The 23,263-nt window shown below is 75.5% G+C and carries 18 protein-coding genes; 16 read left to right on the top strand and 2 right to left on the bottom strand.

What is annotated here, in order from left to right; translation table 11 throughout:
* Window positions 1-39 precede the first annotated feature (39 nt).
* The 5 genes from ACIGG8_RS10055 (at window position 40) to ACIGG8_RS10035 (ending at window position 7,697) form a co-directional block, all read left to right on the top strand.
* Window positions 40-2,739: an MXAN_6230/SCO0854 family RING domain-containing protein gene (locus ACIGG8_RS10055; RefSeq protein WP_396546842.1), complete on the top strand. Its 2,700-nt coding sequence runs from the start codon at window positions 40-42 to the stop codon at window positions 2,737-2,739.
* A 76-nt stretch (window positions 2,740-2,815) separates the two neighbouring features.
* Window positions 2,816-4,279 (top strand): glutamine synthetase, encoded by a 1,464-nt coding sequence (locus tag ACIGG8_RS10050; RefSeq protein ID WP_396546840.1) that lies wholly within the window; start codon window positions 2,816-2,818, stop codon window positions 4,277-4,279.
* A 3-nt stretch (window positions 4,280-4,282) separates the two neighbouring features.
* Window positions 4,283-5,419 carry an amidohydrolase family protein gene (locus ACIGG8_RS10045; protein ID WP_396546838.1) on the top strand — a complete coding sequence of 379 codons (1,137 nt, stop codon included), beginning with the start codon at window positions 4,283-4,285 and terminating at the stop codon, window positions 5,417-5,419.
* 262 nt (window positions 5,420-5,681) lie between these two features.
* Complete coding sequence (locus ACIGG8_RS10040) at window positions 5,682-7,175, top strand: S8 family peptidase (protein ID WP_396546836.1); 1,494 nt, start codon at window positions 5,682-5,684, stop codon at window positions 7,173-7,175.
* A gap of 174 nt (window positions 7,176-7,349) precedes the next feature.
* Entirely contained in the window at window positions 7,350-7,697 is a 348-nt protein-coding gene (locus ACIGG8_RS10035; protein WP_396546834.1) for a hypothetical protein, read from the top strand.
* 30 nt (window positions 7,698-7,727) lie between these two features.
* Here ACIGG8_RS10035 and ACIGG8_RS10030 read toward each other — a convergent pair whose 3' ends face one another.
* On the bottom strand, window positions 7,728-8,627 hold the full coding sequence (locus tag ACIGG8_RS10030; RefSeq protein ID WP_396546832.1) for a HipA family kinase: 900 nt from the start codon (window positions 8,625-8,627) through the stop codon (window positions 7,728-7,730).
* A 156-nt stretch (window positions 8,628-8,783) separates the two neighbouring features.
* Between ACIGG8_RS10030 and ACIGG8_RS10025 the strand changes: the two genes are divergently transcribed.
* The 10 genes from ACIGG8_RS10025 (at window position 8,784) to ACIGG8_RS09980 (ending at window position 20,519) form a co-directional block, all read left to right on the top strand.
* Complete coding sequence (locus ACIGG8_RS10025) at window positions 8,784-9,383, top strand: Imm21 family immunity protein (RefSeq protein ID WP_396546830.1); 600 nt, start codon at window positions 8,784-8,786, stop codon at window positions 9,381-9,383.
* A 159-nt stretch (window positions 9,384-9,542) separates the two neighbouring features.
* Window positions 9,543-9,983 carry an SRPBCC family protein gene (locus tag ACIGG8_RS10020; RefSeq protein ID WP_350525296.1) on the top strand — a complete coding sequence of 147 codons (441 nt, stop codon included), beginning with the start codon at window positions 9,543-9,545 and terminating at the stop codon, window positions 9,981-9,983.
* Window positions 9,984-10,303: 320 nt separating this feature from the next.
* Complete coding sequence (locus ACIGG8_RS10015; protein ID WP_396546828.1) at window positions 10,304-11,458, top strand: glycosyltransferase; 1,155 nt, start codon at window positions 10,304-10,306, stop codon at window positions 11,456-11,458.
* A 393-nt stretch (window positions 11,459-11,851) separates the two neighbouring features.
* Complete coding sequence (locus ACIGG8_RS10010; protein WP_396546826.1) at window positions 11,852-13,375, top strand: sugar transferase; 1,524 nt, start codon at window positions 11,852-11,854, stop codon at window positions 13,373-13,375.
* A 5-nt stretch (window positions 13,376-13,380) separates the two neighbouring features.
* A complete protein-coding gene (locus ACIGG8_RS10005) occupies window positions 13,381-14,724 on the top strand; it encodes an O-antigen ligase family protein (RefSeq protein WP_396546824.1) in 1,344 nt (447 codons plus the stop codon).
* Window positions 14,721-16,448, top strand: coding sequence for a murein biosynthesis integral membrane protein MurJ (gene murJ / locus ACIGG8_RS10000; RefSeq protein WP_396546822.1), 1,728 nt, complete (start codon window positions 14,721-14,723; stop codon window positions 16,446-16,448). Before ACIGG8_RS10005 ends, murJ begins: the two co-directional genes overlap by 4 nt.
* Complete coding sequence (locus ACIGG8_RS09995; RefSeq protein ID WP_396546820.1) at window positions 16,438-17,304, top strand: polysaccharide deacetylase family protein; 867 nt, start codon at window positions 16,438-16,440, stop codon at window positions 17,302-17,304. The genes murJ and ACIGG8_RS09995 overlap by 11 nt, the downstream gene beginning before the upstream one ends.
* Entirely contained in the window at window positions 17,301-18,416 is a 1,116-nt protein-coding gene (locus ACIGG8_RS09990) for a glycosyltransferase (RefSeq protein WP_396546819.1), read from the top strand. Before ACIGG8_RS09995 ends, ACIGG8_RS09990 begins: the two co-directional genes overlap by 4 nt.
* A gap of 49 nt (window positions 18,417-18,465) precedes the next feature.
* Window positions 18,466-19,365, top strand: coding sequence for a Wzz/FepE/Etk N-terminal domain-containing protein (locus ACIGG8_RS09985; protein WP_396546817.1), 900 nt, complete (start codon window positions 18,466-18,468; stop codon window positions 19,363-19,365).
* Complete coding sequence (locus ACIGG8_RS09980; RefSeq protein WP_396546815.1) at window positions 19,362-20,519, top strand: GNAT family N-acetyltransferase; 1,158 nt, start codon at window positions 19,362-19,364, stop codon at window positions 20,517-20,519. Before ACIGG8_RS09985 ends, ACIGG8_RS09980 begins: the two co-directional genes overlap by 4 nt.
* Before the next feature lie 4 nt (window positions 20,520-20,523).
* On the opposite strand, the gene ACIGG8_RS09975 is transcribed toward ACIGG8_RS09980, so the two are convergent.
* Window positions 20,524-21,780, bottom strand: coding sequence for a glycosyl hydrolase (locus tag ACIGG8_RS09975; protein WP_396546814.1), 1,257 nt, complete (start codon window positions 21,778-21,780; stop codon window positions 20,524-20,526).
* A 369-nt stretch (window positions 21,781-22,149) separates the two neighbouring features.
* Between ACIGG8_RS09975 and ACIGG8_RS09970 the strand changes: the two genes are divergently transcribed.
* Window positions 22,150-23,262, top strand: coding sequence for a hypothetical protein (locus ACIGG8_RS09970; protein WP_396546812.1), 1,113 nt, complete (start codon window positions 22,150-22,152; stop codon window positions 23,260-23,262).
* Window position 23,263 lies beyond the last annotated feature (1 nt).

The following is a 23,263-nucleotide window of genomic DNA, read 5'->3' as shown; positions in this document are numbered from 1 at the left end:
CTCCGCCCCCGCTTTGTCGTATCCGACGGGGGAAGAGCTGTGAAGAAGCCGAGCGTCGCGGCGCCCGACCACGGGCTGGACGCCTACCTGCTGCGCCGCCACGGGACGGTCCCGGTCGAGGCCGGGGCCGCGCCCGCGGAACCGGACCCCTGGACGGCCGAGGGCCTGATCGCCCTGGAGGCCGACCTGGCCCGGCGCGGACACGTCCTGACCCGCGACCTGCACGCCGCCCTCGGACGGCTGCGCCCGGCCGCGCTGGCCGAGACCGGCACGCGCCTGCTGGCACGGATCGACGCGACGCTCGGCGCCGACCGCCGCCACCAGCCGCTGTTCCGCCGCTTCCCCGAGGGCGTGCCCTCCCGCGCACGGGCCGACTACTCGGCGGCCGTCCGCGGCTACCTCCTCTGCCAGGCGAGCCAGATCTGCCTCTGCTGCGGGCGCAGCAGCCTGGAGGCCGGGATCGGCGCGCTCGCCCCCTGCGCACACCTGCTGTGCGGCGACTGCCACGACGACCTCGTCGAGCCCTCCGGCGACGCCCGCTGCCCGGTCTGCCGCACCCCGCTGGACCGGCAGCGCCGCCTCGCGCCCGACACCCGGGGCGCCCGGCACACCGCCCGCGCCCTCCAGCCCGGCAGCACCCTGCGGCCGCTGCGCCTGGCCGAGGCCGGCGACCGGGCCGAACTCGCCGGCACCGCGCTCGCCGCCCTGCTCGCCCGGCGGACCCCGCTGGACCCGCAGGACCGCGAGGACCTGGCCCTGCTGCTCGACCACGCCCCGGCCGACCCGGCCGCCTGGCTGCCCGCCGAGATCCCCGTCCGGGAGAGCCGCGCCACCGTGCTGGCCGCGCTGCTGCGCCGCGACCCGGAGCACACCCGACCGCTGCTCGCCGCCCACCTCACCACCGCCACCGACGTGCTGCGGCTGATCTGGGCGTGGTCCGGCGCCGAACCCGACCTGCTGCCGGAGACCGCCCGCACCCTGCGGCTGCGGGGCCTGCCCCGCCCGCTGCGCCGCGAACTGCTCGCCGTCCTGGACGCGTTCCCGGTCGGCACCCTCGCCGAGGACCTGCGCCGCCACCGCCAGCCCTGGCTGCGGGCCGGCGAACTGCTGCACCCGTACGAGCACCGCGCCCGCTTCCCGTACGCGGCGGCCGCCTTCGCCGTCGTCCGGCAGAGCGACCTCGACCTGCACGGCCTCGGCCCGCACCTGCGCGAGGCCCCCGCCCCGCTACGGGTGCGCGAGACACCCGCCGGGCACACCCGGCTGACCGTCGAGACCTTCGCCGCCCGGGTCGAGCACGCCCTCGAACAGGGCGACCTGCCCGCCGCCGTGCGCCTGCTGGCCCGCCGCCCCGGCGAACTGGTGCGCCGACTGCACCACCTGCTGCGGGTGCACGCCACCTGGTCCCCCGGCGCGCCCCTGCCCGCCGAACTCGCCGACGCGCTGCCGGCCGCGCTGCGCGCGGTCGCCCCCGGCCCGCTGCTCGGCGCGTACGGACGGCTGCGCGCGCCGCGCGGGATCGGCGAGCAGCGGCTGTACTTCCCGCGCGGCCGGGTCGCCTCGGCGCACGTCCGCCGCGACTGGGGCAAGCCCGTCCCGGCCGGGCTGAGCGCGCCGGTCTGCGCCCTGATCGAGGCCGAACTGCTGCGCCGGGCCGGGCAGTCCGAGCGCTACGACGTGGCCGTGCTGGACGCCGGGCTGGCCGACCTGGTGGTCCCGTTCGCCGAACGGGCCAGTGCCAAGACCCTGGTCGCCGTGCCGCGCGGCAGCGTGCAGCGGCTCCCGCACGGGCAGCACCTGCGGCTGTTCGTGCACTGGACGCAGCGCCCGCCGCAGCGGGTGGACCTCGACCTGTCGGTCGCCTTCTACGACGAGGAGTGGCAGTTCACCGGCCTGTGCGACTACACCCGGCTGGTGCTCGGCCCGCGCGCCGCCGTGCACTCCGGGGACTTCACCACCGCCCCGCCGCCGCACGGCGCCACCGAGTTCGTCGACCTCGACCTGCAGGCGCTGGGCAAGGTCCGCGCCCGGTACGCCGTGGTGGTGGTGTTCAGCTACAACGACATCCCCTTCGAGGACCTCGCCGACGCGTTCGCCGGCTTCATGACCCTGACCCCCTCCGAGGCGGCCCGGAACCGCACGGGCGCCTTCCACCCCAGGAGCGTCCGCCAGCGGCTGGACCTCGCCGGGGACGCCAGGATCTGCGTCCCGATGATCGTCGACCTGCACACCCGCAGCCACACCTGGACCGACCTCAACGTCGGCGCCGCTTCCGGGTTCCACAACCTCTTCCGGCACCACGCCGAGATCGGCACGCTGGCCGAGGCCGTGACCAGCCACTTCGCCACCGGCACCCGGGCCACCCTGTGGGACCTCGGCTGCGCCGCCGCCGCGGCCGCCAGCGACGAGGTGTGGGTGCGCGACCGCACCGGCCTCGGGCTGGGGCGCTACCACCGGGGCGCGGACGAGCCGGTGGCGGCCTTCGCCGAGCGGCTGCGCGGGCGGCACGAGAGCGACCACCGCACCGAGCAGCCGGCCGACGACACCGCCCGGCTGATCGCCGAACGCCTCGGCGGCTCACGGGCGTTCGCGGCCCTGGTGCACGCCGACGTGCCCGTCCCGGAGGGCGCCGGCGGGACGCTGTACCGGCTCTACCCGGGCCGGCTGGACGCCGCTCCGGACACACTGGAGCGGATCACCGCCGGGGAGCTGGTGGCCCGGTTCGCTCCGAACGGGTGAACGGGTGGACGGGCTTCCGTTTGGACCACCCGATAGGGGAGTTACGGAAGCCCGACCGGCGGGGCAGCATGGTGACATGACCATCGGAACCGCCACCGCCGGCCCCACCGCGCCCGGCGCCGCCCAGCCCTCCGGTGCCGATCCGTTCGGCCCCGCCGGCTCCGCGGCCGCCGTGGGGCTGCCCCCGCGCGCCGAGCGGGCCGAGCGCGCCCAGCAGGCGGCCGACCGGCTGCGCACCGCCGCCGTGGAGGCGGTGGCCGTCACCTGGGTGGACAACGCGGGCGTCACCCGGGTCAAGGCCGTGCCGCTCGGCGGTCTGACGCACGCCGCGCAGTGGGGCGTCGGCACCGCGCCCTGCTTCGACGTGTTCCTCGCCGACGACGCGATCACCACCAGCCCGATCATCGGCGGCCCCACCGGGGACCTCAGGCTCTACCCCGACGTGGAGCGGATCGTCCCGCTCGCCGCCCAGCCCGGCTGGGCCTGGGCCCCGGGGGACAGGTACACCCAGAGCGGCGCCCCGCACCCCGGCTGCCAGCGGCTGTTCGCCCGCCGGGCGCAGGCCGCGGCGGCCGGGCGCGGGCTGAGCCTCAAGGCCGGCATCGAGATCGAGTGGGTGGTCGCCCTCGCCGGTTCCCCGCAGGAGGCGCCGCAGTACCCGACGCACGGCCCCGCGTACGGGATGCACCGGCTCACCGACCTCTCCGACTACCTGCGCGACGTCCTGCGCGCCCTCGGCGAGCAGGGCCTGGACGTCCTGCAGATCCACCCCGAGTACTCCCCGGGCCAGTTCGAGGTCTCGGTGGCCCCCGAGGGCCCGGTCGGCGCCGCGGACACCTCCGTCCTGGTCCGGCACACCGTCCGGGCCGTCTCCGCCAGGCACGGCCTGCGGGTCTCCTTCGCGCCGGTGGTCGAGGCGGGCGCGGTCGGCAACGGCGGGCACCTCCACCTCAGCCTCTGGCGGGACGGGCAGAACCTCGGGCACGGCGGCCCAGGCCCGCACGGGCTGACGGCCGAGGCCGAGGGCTTCCTCGCCGGGGTGCTCGACGCGCTGCCCGAACTGCTGGTGCTCGGCTGCTCCAGCCCCGCCGGGTACCTGCGGCTGGTGCCCTCGCACTGGGCCGGCGCCTACCAGTGCTGGGGCCTGGAGAACCGCGAGGCCGCGCTACGGCTGGTGACCGGCTCCACCGGGGAGCGGGCCGCCGCCGCCAACGCCGAGGTCAAGTGCTTCGACGCCAGCGCCAACCCGTACCTGGCGGTCGGCGCGGTGATCGCGGCCGGCCTCGCCGGGCTGGACCAACGCCGGGCCCTGCCGCCGGAGTTCACCGGAGATCCGGCGGCCGCCGAGCCCGGTACGGTGCCCAGGCTGCCGCAGGCTCCGGCCGAGGCGCTGGCCGCGTACGAGCGCTCGGCGGTGCTGCGCGAGGCGCTCGGCGAGCCGCTGTACCAGGCGGTGCTGGCGGTGCGCCGGGCGGAGGCCGAGCAGTACGCCACCGCCACGCCCGAGGAGGTGGCCGCGGCCACCCGCTGGCGGTACTGACCGGTGGCCCGGCCGCGGCCCGCACCGTCCGCAGCGGCGCCCGCGCTGGTCGACCACCACTGCCACAGCGTGGTGGCCGCCGACCTCTCCGACGACGCCCTGGCCGGGCTGCTCACCGAGTCCGACCGTCCGCCCGCGCCCGGCTGCTCGCCCTTCGACAGCGCGCTCGGCCTCGCCGTGCGGCGCTGGTGCCCGCCCGCGCTCGGCCTTCCGGCGCACGCCCCGGCTGCCGAGTACCTGGACCGGCGGCGCGAGTTGGGCGCCGCCGGGGCGACCGGCCGGCTGCTCGCCGCAGCCGGGCTGGACACCTGCCTGGTGGACACCGGGCTGACCGAGGCCGCGGGCCTGCCGCTGCTGCCGCCGGCCGAACTGGCCGCGGCCGCCGGGGCGTCGGTGCGCGAGGTGGTCCGGCTGGAGTCCGTCGCCGAGGCGGTGGCCTCCGGTGCCGAGGACTGGCCGTCGGCCGTCGCCGAGGCGCTGGCGGCCGCCGCCGGCGGGGCCGTCGCGGTGAAGTCCGTGCTCGCCTACCGGCACGGCCTGGCCGCCCCGGCCGAACGGCCTGCCCGCCGGGCCGTGGTGGCCGCGGCCGGCGCCCGGCTGCGCGGCGGGTCCGGGCGGCTCACCGACCCGGTCCTGCTGCACCACCTGCTCTGGACGGCCGTGGAGGTCTGCGCCGAGCTCGGCCTGCCGATCCAGCTCCACACCGGCTTCGGCGACCCGGACCTCACCCTGCACCGGGCCGACCCGTCCCTGCTGACGGACTTCGTGCGCGCCGCCGAGCCCAGCGGCGTCCCCCTGGTGCTGCTGCACTGCTACCCGTACCACCGTCAAGCCGCCTGGCTGGCCCAGGCCTTTCCGACGGTCTTCACCGACCTCGGGCTGACGGCTTCCTACACCGGCCCGCAGGTGGCATCGGTGCTGGGCGAGATGCTGGAACTGGCGCCGTTCGGCAAATTGCTGTTCTCCACGGACGCATACGGGCTACCCGAACTTTTCTTGGTGGGCACCTGTCAGTTCCGGCACGGACTGGCCGTGTTGCTGGATCGTTGGCGGGCGGACGGTGCCTGTTCCGCCGCTGACGCGCAGCGGCTGACGTGCTCGATCGCCGCCGACAACGCCCGTCGGCTGTACGCCCTGTAGCTGCACCGCGGCCGTGCGGGCCCGGTGCCCGGCCGCCGTTATCGGGGCAAAGGAAGCACGTCGGCGAACCATCACTTTTTAACAATCTTGGCCCCTGTTTCCCTTGTTGACCTGCGGACTCCTAACATCCGTTGCTGGTCTAGATGTGACGATTAGATGACTACCTCTTGCGCATCTCATCGAATATTCATTAGCGTCCGGTCATTCCCAGTGCACCTGCCAACCGCAGCTGCCGCATGACGACTCGGGAGGGCCACCCCCAATGAGAGTTTCTCGGATCAGCCGGACCCGGTACGCGGCGGTGGGCCTCGTGCTCGCCACTGCCGGCGCCCTCGCGCTCCCGGCCGGCACCGCCGTCGCGGCCCCCACGGCCGACCCGACGACCGGTCCGCTGCTCAGCTACGTCGTCAACACCAAGGCCAACCACGGCCAGGTGCAGAAGGTCGAACAGGCCGTCAAGAGCCTCGGCGGCACGGTGGTCTACTCGTACGAGCAGATCGGCGTCGTCATCGCCCGCTCGACCGACACCAAGTTCGCCGAGAAGCTGCGCCTGGCCAAGGGCGTCGACTCCGTCGGTGCCAGCCGCACCAAGGGCATCACGGCTGCCGACCGCGAGAAGGCCGAGGTCGTCGCCGAGCCCACCGCCGCCGCGGCCGCCCCCGGTCAGGAGCCGCTTGAGGCCAACCAGTGGGACATGCGCCAGATCGGTGTCGACAAGGCGCACAAGCTCTCCCTGGGCAGCCGCAACGTCACCGTCGGCGTGCTGGACTCCGGCATCGACGGCACCCACGAGGACCTGGCCGCCAACGTGGACGCCTCGCAGTCGGTCTCCTGCATCGACGGCGGCAAGCCGAACACCGACTGGAAGGCCTGGCAGCCGGGCCCCGACGGTGACCACGGCACCCACGTGGCCGGCACCATCGCCGCCGCCAAGAACGGCAAGGGCATCGTGGGCATCGCCCCGAACGTCAAGCTGGCTGCGGTCAAGGTCGTGGACGACGGCGGGTTCATCTACCCGGAGTACGCGATCTGCGGCTTCGTGTGGGCCGGTGAGCACCAGTTCAAGGTGACCAACAACAGCTACTACATCGACCCGTGGATGTTCAACTGCCCGAACGACAAGGACCAGGCGGCCATCACCGCCGCCGTCCGCAAGGCCGTCGCGTTCTCGCAGCGCAAGGGCGTCCTCAACGTCGCCGCGGCGGGCAACGAGAACATCGACCTGGCGCACAAGACCACTGACGTCTCCAGCCCGGACGACACCACCCCCGGCACCCGTCCGGTCACCAACGACTGCCTGTCGCTGCCGACCGAGCTCCCGGGCGTCCTGGCCGTCTCCTCGGTGGGCGTCAACGGCGACAAGTCGTACTACTCCAGCTACGGCAAGGGCGTCGTGACCGTCGCCGCGCCGGGTGGCGACGCCCGATACCAGATCCCGAACACCCCGGACAAGAACGGCCGCATCCTGTCCACCCTCCCCGGTGGCAAGTACGGCTACATGCAGGGCACGTCGATGGCCTCGCCGCACGCCACCGGTGTGGTCGCCCTGCTCGCCAGCACCTTCCCGTGGGCCAGCGCGGACGAGCTGACCGAGATGCTGACCAGCCAGGCCGAGTCCCACGCCTGCCCGACCGGCGACTGGAACCCGGGCGGCGCCGGCCAGTGGAAGGCCACCTGTGAGGGCGGCGCCGACGACAACGGCTTCTACGGCGCGGGCATCATCAACGCCGAGAAGGCGGTCCAGTGGTGGCGCTGATGCGTTGATGCGCTGATGCGCTGACCGCGACGACACCTGATCGCCGAGCCGGGGAGCGGGGCCACACGGGCCCCGCTCCCCGGTCGCGTTTGAGTAGCCGTACTCAGGCCTCCGCCTCCCCCGCCGCCGAGGATGGGTCCGTACCCGACGGAGTCACCACAGGAGTTGAGCGGCATGGCACAGACCGTCCCCGGCCGACAGGCCCTTCCCGGCAAGCGGAACCGGCTCGCGCTGGCCCTGGGCGTGGGCGAACTGCTGCTCGCCGCACCGATGCTGGCCACGGTCGCGGCCGGCGGCCTGGTGGTCGCCGTGATGGGCCTGGCCGCCGGTGGGTCGGCGGTCGCGGTGCTGCTCCTCGGCCTGCTGCTCGCCGCCGGCCCGCTGCTCGGCCTGGGCCTCGGGTTCCTGGTCGCCCGGCTGCAGCGGCTGCCCCGGGACGTCGCGTTCCCGGTGGTCGGCTTCGGCCTGCTGCTCGGAACGGCGGTCGAGTACTTCGGCTGGATCCGCCCCGCGATGGGCTGACCCGCGGCCGCCCCCCGATCGGTGGCCGGCTCAGCCCTCGTCGAAGTGGTGCTCCCAGACCGTCTCCACCGACGGCTTGCCGTGCAGGTCCGGCACCTGCTGCAGCCAGGCCGGCCGCCCGGCCCTGGTCCGGGCCGCCTGCCGCCGCTCGGCCTCGCGCAGCTGCTCGGGCGTGGCGAAGCCCTCCGGCAGCCACTCCTCGGAGAGCACCACCCGGGCTGCCAGGTGGGTGACGTACGCGTGCCGGACGGCGTCCGCCGAGTCGAAGCCGGGCTCGTCGGCCAGCCACTCGTCCGGGACCAGGGCCAGCACCTCCTCCAGCAGCGGCACGGTGACCAGCGGGCCGAGCTCCTCGTCGGCCAGCCGGACGTCCGGGGCCGAGCCGCCGAGCGCGTGCGCGCTGAGGTCGTACCGCTTGCCGACGGACGCCTCGGCGCCCGCCCAGCGGTGGTGGAAGATCAGCGCGGCGCCGTTGTCGATCAGCCAGAGCCGCCCGTGCCAGACCACCAGGTTGGGGTTGTGCACGGTGCGGTCGACGTTGCCGGTGAGCGCGTCCAGCCAGACCACCCGGCCGGCCTCGACGGAGTCCACCGCGATCGTCCCCGGGCGGAAGTCCCGCGCCCCGGGCAGCAGGTCCATCCCCAGGTTGAGTCCCGCGCTGGCCTTGAGCATGTCCTGGATCTCGGTGTCCGGCTCGTCCGCGGCGACGGCCGGGTCGAAGTCCACCAGCCGCAGCTCCGGCACCCGCAGGCCCAGCCGCCGGGCCAGCTCGCCGACGATCACCTCGGCGATCAGCGCCTTGCGGCCCTGCGCGGCCCCGGTGAACTTGACCACGTACGTTCCCAGGTCGTCGGTCTCCACCACACCGGGAACGGAGCCGCCGGCGCGCAGCGGGTCGACGTAGCGCACTGCAGTCACCAGATCGAGCACACCGGCCACCCTAATTCGTTGACGGCGGATCGGTGTAGCCAGGGGCTGCGGCCGGTCCGTTCGAATCCCGGGCCGTCAGGCCCCGGGGACGGACCGGCGCGCGACACCGCGGCCCCGGCCTGCCGGGGTGTCGGTGCGGGGCGGCAGACTGCGCGCATGAGTGACATCCCACACGCCTCCCACCGGCAACTCGGCCTGGCCTGGGTCGGGTCCATGGGTGGACCGCTGGTCGTCGTCCCGGTGTCCGCGCTGCACCGGTGGGGCGGATGCACCCCGGAGGGTGTGATCGTCGGCGGCACCGACCGGCCGGACGACTACGACCGGGCTTGCGCGGTCGAGGGTTCCGCCGAGGTGATCGGCCTGGGCGGCGGCACCGCATCCGCTCTGGTGCTGGGTGACGAGCCCGCCGCCACCTGCTACCTGTCCGAGCGGAAGAGCTTCCTGCGGTGGTTCGCCGCCGACTCCGACGTCGAACTGCTCGCCGCTGCCGAGGCCGCGCTGGACGACCCGTCGACGCCGTGGGAGGAGTGCGGGGTCTGGGAAACCGACGGACCGGCAGTCCTCATGGACTCGGCCGAGGCCGGCAGCGACCTCGGCGTGCTCTACCCCACCGGCGGGGGGCAGCCGGACGAGGCCCCGGTCCCCTTGCCCGCAGGACGCTGGAGGGTCCGCGCTTTCTGCGAGAACGCCGACTCCCACCGGCTCGGCGTGGTCCAGCTCCTCCCCGAGTCCGGTCCGCAGCCGCCCGCACCCTGACACGGGCGACAGCCCGAGGATTCGAACGTCGGGTCCGTGCCCGGAACGGCCGGCTCGACCGCTCGGCACCGTGAGGTGTCCATCCCGCCGCGTCACGGGCGTGACCCTGTGATTGGCTTGCCGGTGAGAGCGCTACCACCACACGAGGAGAGCAAGGTCATGGGACAGGTGCAGGCCACCACCGAGCGGGTCTACGACGCGGCCCCCGAGCGGGTGTACGAGGTGCTGGCCGACTACCAGGTGACCCGCCCGAAGCTGCTGCCCGCGCAGTACAGCGAGTACGAGGTCCGGGTCGGCGGCACCGGCGCCGGCACCCAGGTGCACTGGAAGCTGCAGGCCACCGAGAAGCGGGTGCGCGACTGCCTCTTCACCGTGTCGGCGCCGAAGCCCGACCAGCTGGTGGAGAAGGACGCCAACTCCAGCATGGTGATCACCTGGACCGTCGCCGCGGCCGGCGAGGGCCGCAGCAAGGTCACCGTGACCGCCACCTGGCAGGGCGCGACCGGCATCGGCGGCTTCTTCGAGCGCACCTTCGCCCCGAAGGGCCTGAACCGGATCCACGACGAGGTGCTGGCCAACCTGGCCGCCGAGGTCCGCTGAGGACCGCCGAGGTCCGTCGGGGCCGGCCGAGCCTCGCTGAGGTCCGCCGAGCGTCGCTGAGGTCCGCCGAGCGTCGCTGAGGTCCGCCGAGCCTCGCCGAGGCCCGCCGAAGCCGGCCGGGGCCCGCCGGGCGGCGCGCCGGAATTCGACGGCAGCGCGATTCGAGCGCGTAGATCCACCGATGCACGTGAATCGCGTGGGAATTCGAGCGGCTCGGCCACCCGTACGACGCGAAAGCCGTACGGGTGGCCGAACCGCCACCTCCGGGTGACGGGGGCCGCCCGGCACGGGGGAGCCACCCTAGGCTCGCCGCCGTGCATATGACGATCCTTCACATTTCGCAACCGGTGGACGGCGGGGTCGCCCGCGTCGTCACCGACCTGGTCCGGGGGCAGCGCGAGGCCGGCCACCGGGTGCTGGTCGCCTGTCCGCACGGCGGGCGGCTGGCCGAGGAGGCCGCCGCGGTGGGCGCGCTGGTCCAGGACTGGCCCGCCGGGCGCTCGCCGGGCCCGGGCACCGCCGCCGAGGCCTGGCGGCTGCGCCGGATCGTCCGCGCGGCCGCGCCCGACGTGGTCCACCTGCACAGCGCCAAGGCGGGACTGGCCGGCCGGCTGGCGGTGCGCGGCGCCGTTCCGACCGTCTTCCAGCCGCACGCCTGGTCCTTCGCCGCCGTGGACGGCGCGCTGGCCGCCGCCACCCTGCGCTGGGAGCGCTTCGCCACCCGTTGGGCGCACCGGCTGCTGTGCGTCAGCGTCCAGGAGCGGGCCGACGGCGTGGCCGCCGGGGTGCACGCCGACTGGGCGGTGGTGCCCAACGGCGTGGACGTCCGGCACTACGCGCCCGCCGACCGCCGGGCCGCCCGGATCGCGCTCGGCCTGGACCTGGACGCCCCGCTCGCGGTCTGCGTGGGGCGGCTGTGCCGGCAGAAGGGCCAGGACGTGCTGCTGGCGGCCTGGCCGGAGGTGCTGCGCCGGGTGCCGCAGGCCCGGCTGGCGCTGGTCGGCGGCGGGCCGGAGGAGCAGCGGGTGGCGGAGCTGGTCCGGGAGACCGCCGAGCCCGCCCGGGTGCGGCTGGTGGGGGACGTGGCGGACCCGCGCCCGTGGCTGGCTGCGGCCGACCTGGTGGTGCTGCCCTCGCGCTGGGAGGGGATGGCGCTGGCCCCGCTGGAGGCGATGGCGGCCGCCCGGCCGGTGCTGCTGACCGACGTGCCGGGTGCGCGGGAGTGCCTGCCGGCGGCGGAGCGGGAGCACGCGGTGGTCCCGCCCGAGGACGTGCCGGCCCTCGCCACCCGAATGGCGGAAGCGCTGTCCGATTCGATCGAGTGCGAGCGACGCGGCGCGCGACTGCGCGAGCACGTCGTCGCGAGGCACGACGTGCGCACCGTGGTCGAACAGGTGGACGTTCTCTACCGCCATCTGCTGGGTGCCGGGCCGGTCGCCGGGCGCCGCCGGGCCCGTGTCCCAGAGCGGATCTGATCGTTTCACAAGCCGTGAATGCCAGCCGGTCCGGCGCCGGCGTATTCGCACCCTCAACCGGATAAGGGCGAGACGTCAAATCCGAATTACCTATTAATGGGCGGCTGGAATGAAACGGCAAGTCAACTTCCAGCCCACCGCGCCAGGTTCGGTATTGTCGGATTTTGCCTGCTTCGTTCGGATTCCATGCGGGGAATTCACGGCTGAGCCCCTCGCGACCGAGTCCGGTGCGACCCGCCCCTCCGCGATCGGCTTCGCCGCGGGAGAGCCGAAAGCCACCGGCGGCAGCAGGTGCTGTCAGGACCGCGCCCACCAGGCCGGGACGGCCGCCCCGCGCAAACCGGTGCCGGGGCGCCGTCACCCCGGGCACACAGCAGGGGAGATCGTGCGCTGATGACCATTGACCATGACAGCGTGCCGCGATCCGGCGGGCCCCTGTCCGGCCCCCGCCGGCCGGGTACCGGACTGCTCGACCGCCCGGTGGGGGCGGCCCGCAGCCGGACGGTCCCGGCGCCGCGCCGGCACCGCGGGACGGTCCGCAACCGGCTGGCCCTGCCGCTCGCCCTGGTCCAGGCCGACACCATCGCGCTGTGCTCCGCCGGCGGCATCGCCAACCGCGCGATCGACCCGGGCGCCCCGCTCGACCCCCTGCTCGGCGTGCCCGCCGTCCTGCCCCTGCTGATCCTGCTCAACCTGGTCGGCGGCCTCTACCGGGCCCGGCTCACCCTGTCCGTCCTGGACGAACTGCCCGCGCTGGCCGCCCGGGCGGTGGTCGCCACCGCCTTCGCCGTCACCCTGTCCGGCTGCCTGGGCGGCCGCTGGCCCGACTGCGGCCCGGCCACCCCGGCCCGCCTCACCGTCCTGCTCGGCACCCAACTGCTGATCGCCGCCATCGGCCGGGCCGTCCTCTACCACCTCGTCCGGCGGATCCGCCGCAGCCGCCCCAACCCGGTCCTGGTGCTCGGCGCCGGCGGGCTCGGCCGGCGGGTCGCCGCCGCCCTCCGCGAGCACGCCGAGTACGGGATGCGCCCGGTCGGCTTCCTCGACGCCGACCCGCCGCTGCTGGCCGGTGACACCGACCCGCCCGTCCTCGGCGGCCGCGAGGTGCTGGAGCGCGAGGTGCGCCGGCACCGGATCCAGCACGTGATCGCCACCGCCGGCGCCGCCGACGAGGCCGAGACCGCCGCCGCCCTGCGGGACGCCGCCCGGCTCGGCTGCCAGATCTGGCTGGTGCCCGCGTTGCGCGAGTTCGGCGCGCTGCCCACCGCCCCGATCGCCGGCGGCGACCACCTGTGGGGCTTCCCCTGCCTGCGGGTCGCCGGCCCGGCGATGCGCCGGCCCGGCTGGGCCGCCAAACGCGCCCTGGACATCACCGCCGCCGCGTTCGGCCTGCTGCTGCTCGCCCCCGTCCTCGCGCTCTGCGCCCTCGCCGTCCGCTTCGACACCGGCCCGGGCGTGCTGTTCCGCCAGCAGCGCACCGGGCTGGACGGCCGGGTCTTCACCGTCCTCAAGTTCCGCACCCTGCGCCCGAGCAACGAGCACGAGTCCGCGACCCGCTGGAACATCTCGCAGGACCACCGGATGGGCGCCGTCGGCCGGCTGCTGCGCAAGAGCTCGCTGGACGAGCTGCCGCAGCTGTGGAACGTGCTGCGCGGCGACATGAGCCTGGTCGGCCCGCGCCCCGAACGCCCGTACTTCGTGATGCGCTTCGGCCAGGCCTACCCCGAGTACGCCGACCGCCACCGCGTCCCGGTCGGCCTCACCGGCCTGGCCCAGGTCAACGGCCTGCGCGGGGACACCTCCATCGAGGACCGCGCCCGGTTCGACAACCGCTACATCGAGAGCTGGAGCCTCTGGCAGGACGTCAAGATCCTGTGCCGCACCGCGGCCCTGATGCTCCACCCGGACGGGAGCTGACCCCCGTGGCCCTGACCCTGCCCGCCGTCCCGCGTCCCGCCTTACGGAAGGCGCTGCCCGCACTCGCCGACCGGCCCAGCCTGCTCGCCGCGGCCACCGTCCTGCTGGTCTGCGTGCCGACCGGCGAGAAGGACGTCACCGCCGCCGTCCACATCACCGCCGCCGACCTCGCCTCGCTGGCCCTGGTCGCCCTCACCGCGGTGGACCTGCTGCGCGGACGGCAACCCGCCGTCGACCGGAGCACCGGAGCGCTGTTCGCCGGGATCGTGGTCGCCGCCGCCGTCGCCACCGTGGGCTCGATCGACCCGGCCACCAGCGTCACCGGCTTCGTCCGGCTGGTCCAGGTCTTCGTGCTGGTGCCCGCCGCGGTGCTCTGCTCGCTGCGCGACCGCACCGACCAGCGACTGGTCCTCGGCTCCTTCGTCCTCGCGGCGCTGATCCAGGGCGTGGTCGGCGCGAAGCAGTACCTCACCCACACCGGCGCGTCCTACACCGGCCAGCCGATCCGGGCCGTCGGCACCTTCGGCGCGCTGGACGTCATGGCGATGTCCACGGTGGTCAGCTTCGGGCTGCTCGCCGCCCTCGCGCTGGCGCTGGGCGAGCGCAGGCCCGGCGGCGACGCCCGGCTGCGGCGGTCGATGTTCGCCGCCGCCGCCTTCCTCGCCTTCCCGCTCGCCGTCTCGTTCAGCCGCGGCAGCTGGATCGCCACCGGCGCCGCCGCCACCGTGCTGCTGCTGCGCGCCGACGCCCGGCTCGCCGTGCGCAGCGCCGTCCTCGGCCTGGCCGCCGCGGTCGTCCTGGTCGGCGGCCTCGGCCTCGGCGGCTCCGGCGTCACCAAGCGGCTCAGCTCGATCGGCTCCGTCTCCGCCGCGCCCGACCAGTCCGTCTCCGACCGCTACGACCTGTGGGCCACCGCCGGGCGGATCTGGCAGGACCACCCCGTCCACGGCGCCGGACCCAAGGCCTTCCAGCAACTGCGCGACAGCCACGCCCCGTTGCGGCTGTCCTCCGGCAGCGACGCCGCCGACCCCACCATCGGCTTCCAGCGCGAACCGCTGCTCTCCCCGCACAACATGTACTTCCTGGCCCTCAGCGAGCAGGGCCTGATCGGCATCACCGCCTACGCCGCGCTCTTCCTCGGCCTCCTGCTCGGCTGCCTGCGCCGCTCCCGCGGCCTCGGCCTCGCGGCGCTCGCCCTGCTCACCTGGGTGCTGGTGGACTACCTGTACGCCGACATCGGCGGCACCACGACCGTGCTGACCTCCGTGGTCCTCGGCCTCGCCGCCCGCGCCGCGGCCCACCGCCCCCGGCCGGAGGGACACGCCGCCGACGGGGAGGCGGAACAGTGACCACCGACCGCCCGGCCGCCCTGGCCTCCACCCTCCCGGCCCCGCGCAGCGCGCCCGGCGAGCACCCGGCCGCCGTGCCCGGCCCGGCGCCCCGGGGCGGCTTCCTCGCCAGGGCCTTCGGGATCACCGCCCTGCTCAGCGCCGCCGGCTCCGGTCTCGGCCTGCTGCGCGACCTCCTGCTGGCCCGCTACTTCGGCGCCAACCAGGGCACCGACGCCTTCCTGGTCGCCTGGACCGTCCCCGAGACCGCCGCGCCGCTGCTGATCGAGGACGCCATGTCCTTCCTCATGGTGCCCGCCTTCGCCCTCGCCCTGGTGCTGCGCGAGGAGGACCCGGACGCCCCCGACCCGGTCCGCCAACTGGTCCGCGCCACCCTGCCCTGGCTGCTGCTCGCGCTCAGCGGCCTCGCCCTGGCCACCGCCGTCGGCGCCCCGCAGCTGGTCGCGCTGCTCGCCCCCGGCCTGCCCGACCCCGGCCTCGCCGTCACCTGCACCCGGATCACCGCGATCACCGTGCTGCCCTTCGGCATCGCCGGCTACCTGGCCGCCGCGCTGCGCGCCCACCACCGCTTCACCGCCCCGGCCGGCATCTACGTCGTCTACAACCTCGGCATCCTGGCCGTGCTGCTCGGCTTCCACGCCTCGCTCGGCGTGCGCTCCGCGGCCCTCGGCGTCGCGGCCGGCAGCCTGCTGATGGCCGGCCTGCTGGCCGGTCCGTTCCTGCGCCGGCTGCGCCACGGGCAGTCCGGCGCCGGCCGCGCCCGCCGCCCGGGCAAGGCGCTGGTGCTGATGCCGCTCGCCCTGCTGCCGGTGGGCGCCTTCACCCTGACCCGGCAGTCGCAGGTGTTCGTCGAGCGCTACCTCGGCTCGGCGCTGCCGCCCGGCACCATCTCGCACCTCAACTACGCCGCCAAGGTCTCCCAACTCGCCATGACGGCGGGCATCCTGATCTGCACCGTCACCTTCCCGCTGGTCGCCCGGGCGCTCGCCGCCGGGGACCTCACCGCCGCCCGCGACCGGGTCGAGAAGGACCTCGGCCAGGCGGCGGCGGTCGTCCTGCTCGGCACCGCCTTCCTGATGGCCTGCGCCCCCTCCGTCGTCTCGCTGCTGTTCGAGCGCGGCGCGTTCGGCCCCCGCGACACCGCCGCCACCGCCGACGTCATCCGGGTCTACAGCTTCGGCCTGCCCGCCCAGGCACTGATCGGCGTGATGATCCGGCCGTACTTCTCGCTGCGCCCGGTGGTCCGCCGGGCCGGCGATCCCGGCACCGAGGACGGCCGCCGCCGGCTGCTGGACTGGTACCCGGCCGCCGCGATGGTGCTCGGCCTCGGCGTCACCGTCGCCACCGGTCTGCTCGCCACGCCCGGCCTCGGTGCGCTCGGACTCGCCGCCGGCAACGCGGCCGGCATCACCACCACCGCCGCGCTGCTGCTGCACGGCCTGGTGCTGCGCGGCATCCCGCTGCGGCTGCGCCGGGTGCTCGGCGGCCACGGCCGCCTGGTCGCCGCCGCCGGCGGCGCCACCGTGCTCGGCACCGCCGTCGCCGGACTGGCCGCCGACCCGCTGCTCTCCACCCTCCTCGGGGGCCTCACCGTGGCGCTGACCTTCGCCGCCCTCGGCACCGGCCTCGGTGCCAGCGAGGTGCGCGGCCCGGTCCTCGCCGCCGCCCGGGCCCTGAACCCGCCAACCCTCGCCGATGAAGGGAAGCGTCCCCATGGACAATGAACGGGGAACCGTCCGCTCGGCCCAGGCGGGCGTCGGCAACGCCCCGCCGCACCGGGCGCGACTGCCCAGGAGCCGTCACCCGGTCGGTGAACCGCCGATCCCCGGCTCCGCCTCGCCGTGGATCCTGATGTACCACTCGGTGGCGGTCGAGAAGGAGGACCCGTACAGGCTCACCGTCAGCCCCGAGCGGTTCGCCGAGCAGATCGCCTGGCTGCACCGGCGCGGGCGGCGCGGCGTCTCGGTCCGCGAGCTGATGCGGGCCCGCGCCCAGGGCCGGGACGACAAACTGGTCGGCCTCACCTTCGACGACGGCTACGCGGACTTCGCCCGCTACGCGGTGCCGATCCTCCAGGCCTACGGCTTCACCGCCACCGCGTACGTGGTCGCCGACCTGCTCGGCCGCGCCAACGACTGGGACACCGAAGGCCCGCGCAAGAAGCTGCTCACCGTCCCGGAGGTCACCGAACTCGCCGCCGCCGGCTGGGAGATCGGCTCGCACGGCCTCGGCCACCAGGCGCTGCCCGGCCTGCCGGCCGAAGCCCTCGCGGTGCAGGCCCGGGACAGCCGGCGCCTGCTGGAGGAGGTGGTCGGCGGCCCGGTCACCGGCTTCTGCTACCCGTACGGAGCCGTCGACCTGCCCGCCGCCCTGGCCGTCCGCGACGCCGGGTACGACTACGCCTGCGCCATCGCGCACTCCCCGCTCACCGGCCGCTTCGCCCTGCCGCGCTGCTACGTCGGCGACCGCGACGGCGCCTGGCGACTGCGCGCCAAGAAGGGCCGGCACCGGTTGCGCGACGCCGTCACCGAGCTGCGCCGCGCGCGCGGCGAGCGGGAGAACACGGAGCGCCGGCCATGAGGGTGCTGCACATCGTCACCGGGCTCGCCTCCGGCGGTGCGGAGCGCCAACTCCACCTGCTGCTGAAGCACCTGCCCGCGCACCAGCAGTGCGAGGTGCTCGCCCTGACCAACCCCGGCGCGGTCGCCGCCGCCCTGCGCGCCGACGGCGTGACCGTCCACCACCTCGGCATGCGCGGCAACCGGGACCTCGGCGCGCTGCCCCGGCTGGTGCGGCTGGTCCGGGCCGGGCGCTACGACCTGGTGCACACCCACCTCTACCGGGCGCAGCTGTACGGCCGGCTGGCCGCGCGGCTGGCCGGGGTGCGCGCGGTGGTCTCCACCGAGCACTCGCTGCACGCCGGGGTGATCGAGGGCCGCCCGGTCACCCGGGGCGTGAAGGGCCTCTACCTGGCGGCCGAACGGCTCGGCAGCACCACCGTCGCGGTCTCCCGGCAGGTCGCCCAGACGCTGCGTTCCTGGGGGGTGCCGCCGACCCGGATCGAGCTGATCCCCAACGGCATCGACACCGGCCGCTACCGCCTCCCGCCCGTCGACCGGGCCGCCACGCGCCGACGGCTGCGGGCCGAACTCGGCCTGCCGGAGACGAGCTGGGCGATCGGCGGGGTGGGCAGGCTGGTCCCCGGCAAGCGCTTCGACGTGCTGGTCGAGGCGCTCGCCGAACTCGACCCGGCCACCCGGCTGGTGCTGGTCGGCGAGGGTCCGGAACGCGCCGCGCTGGAGCGCCGGGCCGCCGAACTCGGCGTCCGGGAGCGGCTGGTGCTCACCGGCGAGCGCGACGACGTGCCGGAGCTGCTGGCCGCCGTGGACGTGCTGGCCGCGCCGTCCACCGCGGAGACCTTCGGCCTCGGCGTCCTGGAGGGCCTCGCGGCCGGGCTGCCGGTGCGGCACAGCGCCTGCCCGGCGCTCGACGAGCTGCCGCCCACCGCGGCCCCGCAGGCCCGCCGGATCCCGTCCGAGCCCGCCGCCTACGTCGCCGCGCTGCGCGACCTGCGACACCTCGACGACCACACCCCCGACCCGCTGCCGAACCCGCCGGCCGTCGGCCACTACGACATCGCCCGGGTCGCCGCCGACCTGGGCGCCCTCTACGACCGGCTGGCCCGCGTCTGACCGCCCGCCACCGCCGGAACCACCGTCCCATCCCCAAGGAGCCACCCCCATGACCACACCGCGCCGAAGCGCCCGCCGCCTGGTCCGCCGCTGGTGGCCGGTGGCGCTCGCGGTTCCGCTGGGCGCCGCGGCCGGCGCCGGGTACGCCGTCGTCTCGCCCCCCTCGTACGCCACCAACGCCTACGTCCTCGTCGTCCCGCAGAACCCGGGGGAGGCGGCGACCGCGACCAACTTCGCCCAGGCGTACGGGCGGCTGGCGGGCCAGCCGCAGGTGCTCGCGGTGGCGGCCGCCGAGACCGGCCGAACCCGGGCCGAGCTGGAGGAGCTGGTGCACGGGACGACTTCCCCGGACGCGCCGATGATCGAGATCACCGGCACCGGGACGCGCGCCCAGGACGCCGCCCGGACGGCCGACGCGGTGGCCCGCTCGCTGGTCTCCTTCGCCAACACCAGCAGCAAGGACACCAACGTCCGGCTGGTGACGCTGGCCCCGGCCGCCGCGCCGGACAAGCCGACCACGCCCTCCGGCAGGCTGGACGTCGCGGTCGGCGGCGCGGCCGGGCTGCTGCTGGGCGCCCTGGTGATGATGACCCGCCGTCGGGACGGGGCCGCGGCACCGGACACCGCCGAGGGCGCCGTACCGGCCGGGGCCCCGACGCCGCCGCGCCCGCGCACCGGGGAGCAGCCGGCCGAGGCCGCCCCGGGCACGAAGGCCGGCCCGAAGGCGGACACGAGGGCGGACACGAAGGCCGGCGGGACGGCCGCGGCCGCCGACGCCGGGCCCGTGGCCCCGGAGCCCGCAGCCGGGGAACCCGTCGGGGAACCTGCCGAGGCACCGGCCGGGGCGCCGGCCGCGAGGAAGACGGCCGCGAGGAAGACGGCCGTCAAGGCGACAGCCGCCAAGCCGACAGCCGCCAAGGAGAAGACCCCGGCCGGGAGCGCCCGATGAGCACCGAGATCCGCAGACCCGGCCCGCCGGCCCAGTCGGCGGCGCCGACCTGGACCACCGAGCTGCGCCGCGAGGACGACGCCCTGGACACCCTCGCCGAGGAGTGGGACGACCTGGCCGCCCGCTGCCGGACCGCCACCTTCTTCCAGGCGGCCGCCTGGCAGCGGTCCTGGTGGCGGTACTACGGCCGCCCGGGCGCGCTGGTCGTGGTGCTGGTCCGCCGGGACGGCCGGCTGGTCGGCGCGGGCGCCTTCCGGCGCCGCGGCGGACCGTTCGGCGGCCTGACCGGCCTCGGCGCCGGGCTGGTCGACTACACCGACGTCCTGCTCGACGACGACTGCGCCGACCGCGCCGCCGCCGAGTTCGCCGCCGCCCTCCCGCTCACCCGCCCCTGGCACTGGCTGGAGCTGCGCGAGGTGCACCCCGAGGCGGCGGTGCAGCGGGTGTTCGCGCACTGGCGCGGCGACCGCCGCCGCTTCGAGGACTCGCTCTGCCAGTACCTGCCGGCCGTCCCGATGGAGCGGCTGCTCAAGCGGGTGCCCGGCAAGACCGCGCAGCGCAGCCGGGTGAAGCTGCGCAAGATCGCCGAGGCCGGGGTGCAGGTCAGCTCGACGCCGCCGGCCGAGGTGCCGGAGGCGCTGGAGGGGCTGCTTCGGCTGCACTTCCTGCAGTGGCAGGAGCGCGGCGTCACCCCGGAGCACCGCACCGAGCGGTTCGTCCGGCACCTGACCGAGTCCACCACCGGCCTGGTCGCCACCGGCAGGGCCGCCGTCCACCGCTTCCACCTGGACGGCGAGCTGGTCGCGGTGAACCTGCTGCTGCTCTGCCCCTCCTTCGGCGGGTTGTACCTGTACGGGGCGCACCCGGTGCTGCGCGAGCGGCTGGACATCGCCGGGCTGCTGTTCAGCGCGGCGCTGGACGAGACGGTCGGCGCCGGCATCCCGCTGCTCGGCCTGCTGCGAGGCCGGGAGCCGTACAAGCAGCGCTGGCGCCCGGACCCGCTGCCCAACCAGCGGCTGCTGCTGGGCCCCTCGGGGGCGGCGCCGGCGGCGGCCGCCCGGGCGGCGGCGGTGCGCGTCCGGCAGGCGGCGGCGCACCGCCTGAGCACCCGCTTCCCCAGGCTCAAGGAGGCGCTGCTGGCCCGCCGCGGCTGACCGCTCAGCGCCGGGCGGGCGTGGCAGCCGTCGAGGGGCTCGCGGTCGGGCCCGGCGTCGGCCTCGGCGTCGCCGCCACGCTCGGCGTCGCCGCCACGCTCGACGGGACGGCGGTGCCCGACGGGGCGGGGGCACCCGGCGAGGCGGTCGCGGTCGGCGCCGGGGGAGAGGCGGGCGCTGCGGGAGAGGTCGGCGCCGGGGGCGCCGTCGGTACCACCGCCGGCGCCCCCTTGGATCCGGACATCAGCTGCTTGAACCGCGCCGCCGAGCGCGGATTGCCGGAGCACTGGAAGAAGCCGTGCGGGCAGTAGTCCGTGACGGTCTGGTACGCGGTGTCATGGGTGCGGATCCAGTCGACCATCCGCTGGACGAACTCCGGGTTGTCGCCGTTGCGGAACAGCCCCCACTCCGGGTACGAGACCGGCTTGCCGCGCTTGGCGGCGAACTCCACCTGGTCCTGCAGGCCGTACGGCTCGCGCACGTAGTCGTCGAAGGTGGCCCCGGCGGGCTGGTCGTAGCTGTCCATGCCGATGACGTCGACCACGTCGTCGCCGGGGTAGCACTTGGTCCACGGGATGGCGTCCAGGCCCCGGTTGGGCGCGAAGTCGAAGCGGAACCGCTGCCCGGGCACCGAGCGCATCACCCCGACGATCCGCCGCCAGTACGCCTTCCAGGCGGAGGGGTCGGGCTTGCAGCGGTGGGTGTAGGTGGTGCCGTTCATCTCCCAGCCGAGGGTGAGCACGGTGTCCGCGCCGCCGAGCGCGACCAGCCGCCGGGCGAGCTTGAGGAAGTGCCTGTCGAAGTCCCCGCGGCCGCCCTGGGCGAGCAGCCTGGCCACCTCGCCGTCCGACACGTGCGCCTCGTTGGGCACCAGCATCGGCACGCCGAGCACGAGAAGCCGGGACGGGTCGGCCAGCCGCCACTGCGACCACATGCCGAGTACCACCGGCTCGCCCTCGACGTCGGCCCAGCCGTTGCCGGCCAGGTAGGTGTGGCCGACCTGGAGGTTCGCGCCGCCCAGCCACTGCGCGTACCGGCCGATCTGCGGGATGTAGTTGTCCCAGGAGCCGACGAAGGCCCCGAACGGCGGCTCGTGCCTCGGCCGCTGGACCGGCGGGCGGGGGGCGGCGCCGCGCGGCTCGAAGGCGTCGGAGGAGAGGGAGTGCCGTTCGGCCCGGCTGAGCGGCGAGCCGGCCGGGACGCTGGCCGTGGCCATCAGCAGCAGGGCGGCGGCGGCCAGGGTCGGACGGCCGATGCGCATGGTCTCTCCTCCGGACATCGCGTGTACGGGGCGCCCGGTCTCGGCGTGGACGGACCGTGGCGCCCCGCTCGCCGACAGTAGGCCCGCCGGAGGATCGAAAAGCCGAATGTCACCCTAAAGTGGGCGATATTCGAACGCCGTCTGCCGCAACGCTCCGCGACCGGCCCTCGTGTATCAGATCTGTAACGGTCCGTTCGGGCCCCCGCGGCCCGCCCCGGACCGCCCCGCGCAACGGTCGGGGTGCCGAACCGCGCAGGTGGGCGGGTGGGCGTACGGGCGGGGCACGCGGGGCCGGGCACACGGTCGGCCGCGCGGTCGGAACCTGGAACCGGGCTGACTCGCCCGCCCGGCGAAAGGTACGCTCCGGCCGTGTCCCGGAAGCCGCTGCGTGTACTGACCCCCCGCTCGATCCTGCCTGCCCTGGCGGTGATGCTGGTCCTTGCGGCCGGCGCGGCGGCCCACGCGAACAAGCCGGTGCCGTTCGGCGACCGGGTGGCCGGTCCGGGCGCGGAGGCGACGCCGGTGAACTCGGAATCGCTCAGCGCGGCCGACCTGGACCTGCGGGTCGGGCCCGGCCTGGAGGCCTTCCACAAGCAGACCGGCGAGCAGGCCTGGTCCTACCGCCGCGAGGGCGCCGAGGCGCTCTACCTGGCGATGGCCGGGGACAACGCGATCGTGGTCTGGGACGACGGCATGGTCACCTCGGTGCGCCCGGGCGACCACGAGGTGCGCTGGCACCGCGCGGTACCGGGCCTGGCCGACTGGCTGCGCGGTGACGGCGAGCCCGGCGCCGACAAGCGGACCGACGCCCAGCGCAAGCAGCTCGCCAAGCAGCGGGCCGCCGGGGCGCTGCACACCGTCCAGCGGGACGGCTCGCCCTGGCTGGCCCTGGTGACGCCGAACCTGACCATGGGCCTGCGCGACGCCGACGGCGACCTGCGCTACAACGACAAGCCGGCCAACGGCTGCGCCTACGACCCGCTGCGCGCCGTGCACACCGACTACGCCGTGCTGATCCCGCGCACCTGCACCAACAGCAGCGGGCTGGCCGTCTCCGGCGGCATCACCGGCTACCGGCTGGACAGCAACGGCTGGTCGATGAGCACCGGCCCGGCCGCGACGGTCAAGGTGCTGGACCGCACCCGGGTGGAGATCACCGACGGCCCGATCGTGCCGCCGAAGATCTTCGACACCAAGGTGGCCGCGCCCGAGACCGCGTGCGGCGCCCTCGACGCGCCGTTCGCCGCCGTCCGGCCGCAGGGCGGATGCGTCGACCCGTCGGCGGCCCCGGCCGCCCCGGTGAGCCCCGCGACCCCGGTGGCCCCGGTCGCGCCCGACACCACGACCGCGCCCCCGGCCGACACCACGACCGCACCCCCGGCCCCGGCCGACACCCCGGCCGGCCCGGACACCCCGGCCGGGCCCGACGGCGCGGCTCCCACGGCGCCGGCGGACGACCAGCCAGCCGCGCAGCAGCCGTAAC

Origin of the sequence: Kitasatospora sp. NPDC085464 (assembly GCF_044541955.1) — a bacterium.
Taxonomy (GTDB): Bacteria; Actinomycetota; Actinomycetes; order Streptomycetales; family Streptomycetaceae; genus Kitasatospora.
This window is presented reverse-complemented; position numbering and strand designations above follow the sequence as displayed.

Bases quoted from the DNA above. Each gene is read 5' to 3' on its own strand.
- ACIGG8_RS10050 (WP_396546840.1), top strand. From the start codon at position 2,816: ATGACCATCGGAACCGCCACCGCCGGCCCCACCGCGCCCGGCGCCGCC.
- ACIGG8_RS10040 (WP_396546836.1), top strand. From the start codon at position 5,682: ATGAGAGTTTCTCGGATCAGCCGGACCCGGTACGCGGCGGTGGGCCTC.
- ACIGG8_RS10035 (WP_396546834.1), top strand. From the start codon at position 7,350: ATGGCACAGACCGTCCCCGGCCGACAGGCCCTTCCCGGCAAGCGGAAC.
- ACIGG8_RS10025 (WP_396546830.1), top strand. From the start codon at position 8,784: ATGAGTGACATCCCACACGCCTCCCACCGGCAACTCGGCCTGGCCTGG.
- ACIGG8_RS10020 (WP_350525296.1), top strand. From the start codon at position 9,543: ATGGGACAGGTGCAGGCCACCACCGAGCGGGTCTACGACGCGGCCCCC.
- ACIGG8_RS10015 (WP_396546828.1), top strand. From the start codon at position 10,304: ATGACGATCCTTCACATTTCGCAACCGGTGGACGGCGGGGTCGCCCGC.
- ACIGG8_RS10010 (WP_396546826.1), top strand. From the start codon at position 11,852: ATGACCATTGACCATGACAGCGTGCCGCGATCCGGCGGGCCCCTGTCC.
- ACIGG8_RS09995 (WP_396546820.1), top strand. From the start codon at position 16,438: ATGGACAATGAACGGGGAACCGTCCGCTCGGCCCAGGCGGGCGTCGGC.
- ACIGG8_RS09990 (WP_396546819.1), top strand. From the start codon at position 17,301: ATGAGGGTGCTGCACATCGTCACCGGGCTCGCCTCCGGCGGTGCGGAG.
- ACIGG8_RS09985 (WP_396546817.1), top strand. From the start codon at position 18,466: ATGACCACACCGCGCCGAAGCGCCCGCCGCCTGGTCCGCCGCTGGTGG.
- ACIGG8_RS09980 (WP_396546815.1), top strand. From the start codon at position 19,362: ATGAGCACCGAGATCCGCAGACCCGGCCCGCCGGCCCAGTCGGCGGCG.
- ACIGG8_RS09975 (WP_396546814.1), bottom strand. From the start codon at position 21,780: ATGCGCATCGGCCGTCCGACCCTGGCCGCCGCCGCCCTGCTGCTGATG.